This is a genomic window from Corynebacterium sp. ACRPZ, from assembly GCF_022346205.1.
In the GTDB taxonomy this organism is placed as follows: Bacteria; Actinomycetota; Actinomycetes; order Mycobacteriales; family Mycobacteriaceae; genus Corynebacterium; species Corynebacterium lehmanniae.
The window spans coordinates 1-6,111 of sequence record NZ_JAKRMR010000027.1 but is presented as its reverse complement, the minus strand read 5'-3'; the positions used below and the strand labels follow the sequence as shown (position 1 = coordinate 6,111).

The 6,111-nt window shown below is 54.5% G+C and carries 7 protein-coding genes; 6 read left to right on the top strand and 1 reads right to left on the bottom strand.

What is annotated here, in order from left to right; translation table 11 throughout:
• Positions 1-315: 315 nt before the first annotated feature.
• The 6 genes from MHX64_RS11725 to MHX64_RS11700 all read left to right on the top strand — a co-directional run bounded on the left by MHX64_RS11725 (position 316) and on the right by MHX64_RS11700 (position 5,660).
• Positions 316-1,146, top strand: coding sequence for an ABC transporter ATP-binding protein (locus MHX64_RS11725; protein ID WP_239357625.1), 831 nt, complete (start codon positions 316-318; stop codon positions 1,144-1,146).
• On the top strand, positions 1,127-1,885 hold the full coding sequence (locus MHX64_RS11720; RefSeq protein ID WP_370642143.1) for an ABC transporter permease: 759 nt from the start codon (positions 1,127-1,129) through the stop codon (positions 1,883-1,885). Before MHX64_RS11725 ends, MHX64_RS11720 begins: the two co-directional genes overlap by 20 nt.
• A gap of 2 nt (positions 1,886-1,887) precedes the next feature.
• A complete protein-coding gene (locus MHX64_RS11715) occupies positions 1,888-2,856 on the top strand; it encodes a TOMM precursor leader peptide-binding protein (RefSeq protein WP_239357623.1) in 969 nt (322 codons plus the stop codon).
• Between the two features lie 116 nt (positions 2,857-2,972).
• Entirely contained in the window at positions 2,973-4,226 is a 1,254-nt protein-coding gene (locus tag MHX64_RS11710) for a YcaO-like family protein (protein WP_239357622.1), read from the top strand.
• A gap of 7 nt (positions 4,227-4,233) precedes the next feature.
• Positions 4,234-5,058 (top strand): SagB/ThcOx family dehydrogenase, encoded by an 825-nt coding sequence (locus tag MHX64_RS11705; RefSeq protein WP_239357621.1) that lies wholly within the window; start codon positions 4,234-4,236, stop codon positions 5,056-5,058.
• A gap of 26 nt (positions 5,059-5,084) precedes the next feature.
• Positions 5,085-5,660, top strand: a complete 576-nt coding sequence (locus MHX64_RS11700) for a type II CAAX prenyl endopeptidase Rce1 family protein (RefSeq protein WP_239357620.1) — start codon at positions 5,085-5,087, stop codon at positions 5,658-5,660.
• Here the strand turns inward: MHX64_RS11700 and MHX64_RS11695 are convergent.
• The coding region (locus MHX64_RS11695) for an ABC transporter substrate-binding protein (protein WP_239357619.1) at positions 5,634-6,111 on the bottom strand (478 nt) is incomplete at its 5' end. The two genes, MHX64_RS11700 and MHX64_RS11695, sit on opposite strands and share 27 nt — an antisense overlap.

Here is a 6,111-nt window from a genome sequence, read left to right as displayed (position 1 = left end):
CATTAAATTCTGGTGAAAATTCGAGGCAATATCCGCATATTTTTTAAAGGTGATGTACTGTTACTTTGACAGTGAAACTACTCACACTGAAGGGAGGGAAAATGGCTTTCAACCCAGCAAAAGTTAAGGTCTCGGCGTTTGGTTCGGAGAAGAAATTCTTCGAGCCGACCGCAGCGCGCTGCTCCTGCAGCTCGAGCACCTGCTGTGTCCTCTGCGTCAAGAAGTAAGAAAACTTGCGCCCTCCGGACGGAGGGCGTAAGTTTTTACTCTCTTCGCGCGCCTTTCGCTTTCTCTGAGAAGGAAATTCGTATACCAATGCCAAAAACGCTCGTAGAAGTCAAAGGCCTCACGATGGTGTTCGGTGACAAGACCGCGTTGTCCGGTATCTCCTTGGATCTGTATGAGGACCAAGTCACAGTGCTTCTCGGACCAAACGGCAGCGGGAAAACCACCCTCATTAGCTGTGTGGAGGGGCTTTTGAGTCCAACGCAAGGCTCCGTAAGGGTGTTTGGGCAAAACCCGCAGCGCGATTCTGAATGGAAAAACAGGTTTGGGGCAATGCTGCAGGAATCCAAGCTCGATTCCGACTTGACCGTGTACGAAACCATCGACAAGTTCGCGTCATACTACTCCAATCCACTGCCGGTGGACCAGACGCTGCAAACTGCGGGGTTGACTGAGCAAGCCCGTCAAAGGACACACAAACTTTCAGGCGGTCAAAGGAAGCGTCTCGACTTCGCTCTCGCCCTTGTCGGAAACCCAGATCTGCTCATTCTCGATGAACCCACTGCGGCGCTTGACCAGCAAAGCAGACGGCAAATGTGGGACGTCATCCGTGCCATCAAGGACAGTGGAGCAGGCATCCTCCTTACGACTCACGACCTCCAAGAAGTGCAGGCAATTTTTGATCGAATAGTCATCATCGACAGCGGGCAAATACGTCTCGACGAACCCGGAGAGCGTGTCCGCAACTGGATGAAACACATGCTTATTCCGGAGTCCGTTTCGCTTTCGGGTTCTGGAACTGTTGAACCGATACCTGCTTCGCAATTGAGTCCCGGAGCGATGGCCGCGCAAAACTACGTTCGTCCGAGCCTGTCTGACTTCTACGACTTCATCCTCGGGGGTGGCAATCTTGACCAGTAGTTGGAAACACTTCAAGTATGAGGGTGTAGCTCAGCTCCGGAGCATCTCGACGCTGTTTTTTACACTGCTGATGCCGGTAATTTTCTTTCTTGCGATGCGCGGCCTTGGAGGCGACGACGAGACCATGAAAGACTTCGCTGTTCCGGCTACATCAATCATGGCGATCGTGTTCGGTACGACAATGAACCTTGCAATCTCGATGGTGTACTTGCGCGAATACGGCATGTTGCTTCGGTATCGGCTGACACCATTGAGCAACTTGGACGCGGTACTGCCGAAACTACTGGTGGCAGCGCTGATCTCTACGCTGAGCGTGGCTGTACTAGTCGTACTGGATTGGGTAGCGTTCTCGAACCCGCCCAGCTTCCCAGCCATTCTCGCCTATCTGGGCGTAATCATCATTATGACGTTTGCTTACGGCACGATCGGCGTGGCACTTTCGCTCGTCATGCCGAACGAAAACTCCGCGTCGCCGATCATGAGTGTTCTTCTCATCCCGTTGCTCATGATTTCGGGAGTCTTCATGCCAGCTGACTTCATGGATCTGCCTGGCTGGCTCGATGCGATCGCCGGAATTTTGCCCTTCCGCTCAAGCCAACAGTTGCTCGAATCAATTTATTTGGCCGACCCAATTGTGGACTGGCCATTTTCGGCCATAATGATCCTTGCAATTTGGCTAGCTGTGGCGCTGCTCTCTCTCAAATTTGGCAACCTCACGAGTCCGAGGAATCGAAGGTAGATATGTCTTCACAAACAATGACATCCAACACTGCAACTCTTGTAAAGCGGATTGATCCCAGGATTGATCTGCAAACGTGCCCCGAGCGGCTCGATGCCTGGAGCATCGGATCGGTTCGCTCTTTCGATTTTCCCGACGCCGAAACCATTTCACGGGCGTTTGTTGAGAGATTCGACGATGGAATCCTCGCTCCAGACAACGAGATGTACGACGGCGCTTTCGCAGACTTCCTAGAGGAACATGGAATTATTTACTCGATCCGGAGGGATTGGGTCGATTCGCCGATAGAGGATCTCTACCTCACGTCAAACCGTATGATCAGCGCTGAGACGATTCACCAGCGACTGGAGGAAGCACAGGTCACCGTCGTAGGCGATGGCCCACTTGTGGATCGCATCGTTACTGCTTGTCAGGAGCAGGGACTCAACTCCGAGAAGTACGTGTCGCCTGAAGGAATCGATAGATTCGATGACGCCGACGTTGTGGTAGCAGTCACCAAATCATTGGCCGATCCGCAGGTTGTTGGTTTAAACCGTCTTTTGCTCGAAAAGCCCGTCACATGGATCCCACTGTTCCGTCAGATGGGAAATAGTGTGCTCATCGGGCCCTTCATTCACCCCGGGAAAACCGCCTGTCTTGAGTGCCTACGACTACGGATGTGTTCAACAATCGGTGAAATTCCCGATACCTATGTCGAGCCCGGCACTGCGTTGCCAATGGCTAGCTTCCGAATCGAGACGAGCCTTGAGACAATCGCTTGTTCGCTCTTGGTCCAAATGGTTCAGCACAAGATTGCATTACGGGAATATTCGGGTCTGTCTCGTCCCGGTTTCACACGCCAATTGGTATTGGATAACAAGGGTTTCCAGAGCCTGTCGCACCGGGTGATCAGAGTACCGCGCTGTGGGGAATGCGGAGGTTCAAGCGAGCTCGGCTTCCCGCAGGTATGGCACCACGGAGGAATGGAATGAGTAAAGTACGCAGTCTCCTCGGTGATGACTCGTGGGTGTCAGCTCGAGCCTCGAAGGAGGTCTATACAGGATTCGTTTCCCACCTGACAGGCGTCGTTTCGAAGGTTACTCGGCAAATGCACGAAGAGGACGATATCTATTGCCACGCCGCAGGTTCGACCTCGTCAAATTCTGTCTACACTCTTGGAAGCCCGACCAACACCTATAACGGTGGTGGCGGCGGATCGATGGACGAGACGTTCCTAGCTGCAGTGGGAGAGGCCATCGAACGCTACTGCGTCTCATACCTTCCGAACAGCACGAAGGTTGGTTCCTACGAGGAATTATCGCAATCCGAACCGTGTGTGGATCCGCGGCAGTTCCACTTTTTCGCTGAGCCTCAGTATTCAGATCCAGCCTTTCCGTTCTCGAAGTTTGACGAGAAAACACGTATTGCGTGGTCTGAGGGTGTCAACCTGCGAACTGGTCAACGTGCTTTGCTGCCATCACAGATGATTTACATGAGTTCATGGGTTGGATTGGAGCCAGAACCGGCAAATATTACATACGGAACCAGCAACGGATTGGCGGCGCACCTTTCGGCAGCGCAAGCTTGCCTGAGCGGATTATTTGAAATCGTCGAGCGGGATGCGTTCATGTTGACCTGGTATTCGCAGCTTAGTATGCCAATTCTCCCCGTCGATTTCTCTCCTCGTGTCGAGCGGTTTTGGCTAAAGCATGTGGCACCGACTGGTCTGACCGCGTTCCTGGTGAACCTAAGCTCCATCAACCAATGCCCAACAGTGATGGCGATCGTTCTGAACGAAGCAACCCCGGTTGCGGAGTTTGCAATCGGTGCAGCCTCAGCAGCAACCATTGAGTCTGCTGCAATGAAGGCAACAGTCGAGTCGTTCCAGACAAGGGCGTGGGTCAAGGCCGAGCAGCGTGCAGACAATACGCTTGCGCCCGACTGTGACTGGATGAACGAGATTCGTAGCTTCGACGACCATGTGCGCTTGTACTCGGATTCGGAGTCAAAAGACCTCCGAAGGGAGATCTCGTTTCTCTATAACGGACCGGTTGAAGACGGCGATCCATTCCAGTGGGACCTTGAGGGTGCGGGACCCGTCGACATCGTCGAAAAGATTATCTACCTTGACCGCTTACGCGACAACGATTTTTATCTCGTAGACTGCACGTCCCCTGACATGGTCGATGAAAGGGTGCGCGTGATCAAGGTGATCTCGCCGCAGCTCCTACAACTGGACGCAGGGTATGCAACCCGTTTTCTGGGTCACCCGAGAATTTACAACGGCGCGTTTGACCATGGCCTTCTTCCGAGCCGTCTCGGTTACGACGATATCAACCACTTGCCACACCCATTTCCCTAAGGACAACATGGAGATTCAATTCATCCACAGCGCCAACCTCGTGGAGGTTGTGTACGGTGACCGATTCGATCAACCATTTGATGAATCGGAAGACTGGTTTGAGCTGACAAAGGTTACGCGCGAGGCAATAAGCTGGGACATGGCGGGAGTACAAACGCTCTCGGCAGAACCCGAATTGGTCACCATGACGCAGCGCGGATCGCGCCGGTACTCCAGTTCGGCACAGATCGAACTCGTTACTCCTGAACAGTTGAGTGTCGCAACTTTGGCGGACGTTTTATCCCGACGTCGGTCGTGCGAGAACTTCTCAGATCAACCTGTCGACTTCCGCACCCTGAGTGAAATTTGCTCGTTGAGCTATGGTGTGACCGCTCGATTTGGCGAACAGCAATTTCGCACCGCCCCTTCGGCCGGCGCATTGTTTCCGATTGACGTTTTCATCCACGCGTTGAACGTCGAAGGGTTGGACCGGGGAGTCTACTATTATTCGCCCGGCGACAATGCCCTCTCGCCACTTCCAGCGCTGGCTGACGACCAGCAATTGATTCGTGCCTTGATGATGGAGGACAAAGTCGCCCCGGCCTTCGTGGTAACGCTCGTCGCTACTTTCTGGCGTACACGTTTCAAGTACGGCCACCGAGGTATGCGCTTTGCACTGATCGAAGCGGGCCATATCGCGCAAAACGTAGTGCTTGCTGCCACGGCGAAAAAACTCGGCTCGAGGCCAATCGGAGGGTTCATCGACGATGAGCTCAACGCCGTGATTCCAGGTATCAATGGGACCGACGATGCTGCGGTGTACAGCATTTTGGTCGGCCACGAAGGCGAGTAGTTCTGTCTGACAAGGTGCTCATTGCAGTGACGTTTGCGCACGTCGCAGTGCCGATCATCGCGGGTTCCGCCGCTGCGTTCAGCAAACGTGTCACTGCGGATTGCGTGTATTGCTTGCTGACCATTCTGTTGGGGTTTATTGCCCTTACTGCGTTACCGGTTGAGCTCGCAACCGGCAGCGCCCTATCGGGCAAACTCGCCGCTGCAGTGGTGGTCACAGTGATTTGGTGGGCGCTGTTTTATTCGACCGTGCACGTGCGTGATATCGCAGCGCAATTCGCCACTTGTGGAATTTCAATGCTGGTCGCGGTCTTGGCAGCGGCTTCTGAGGAAGTCATTTGGCGCGGGTACTTTACAGCAGTCCAAACTCCTGCGCCAGGTGATTGGCTCGCGTTCGCATGGCTCGTGATCGGATTTCTCACCATACATATGTACAGCATCAGTGTAGCCAAATTCCGTTTCTTGTTGCTTTTCACGGCGATCGTCGTTGCATGCACGATTCTGTTCGGTTTGATGACTGCAATCATCCTCCACGTCGTCAACAATGTGCTCATTGACACACTCGCAAACAAGCAGCTACGGGGCTCCATGCCGGTGGATTAGGGCGGTAGAAAGGCAGGCCACCAGTCCGTGCGCTGTTTTCGCGGGATCGAAGGGGTAGTAGTCGCGGCCCGTGTACCAGGGGTCCGTCGGCGGCACGGGCGCTCCGCCGGTGTTGGTGGCCATGCCGTTGTAGAGAATGTCGTTGAGCGCGTCGCGGTCGATGGCGTAGGCCACCGCGCGGCGCACATCCGGATCGTCGAACGGGGCCCGCGCGTTGTTCAAACTGAGCAGCATCTCGCCGTTCGTGGTGCCGACCCCCACCCCGATCGCCTCCGGCAGCGTCTCGATCAATTCTGGCGCCTGCATCGACCACACCACATCAATATCGCCCACACGCAGCGCGTTGACCGCGGACACGGCATCGGCGAAGTAGCGGATCGCCGCGTCGCGCTGGGCGGGAGCACCCCAATAATCCTCCCGCTTGGCGAATTCGATCGACTCGCCCACGTTG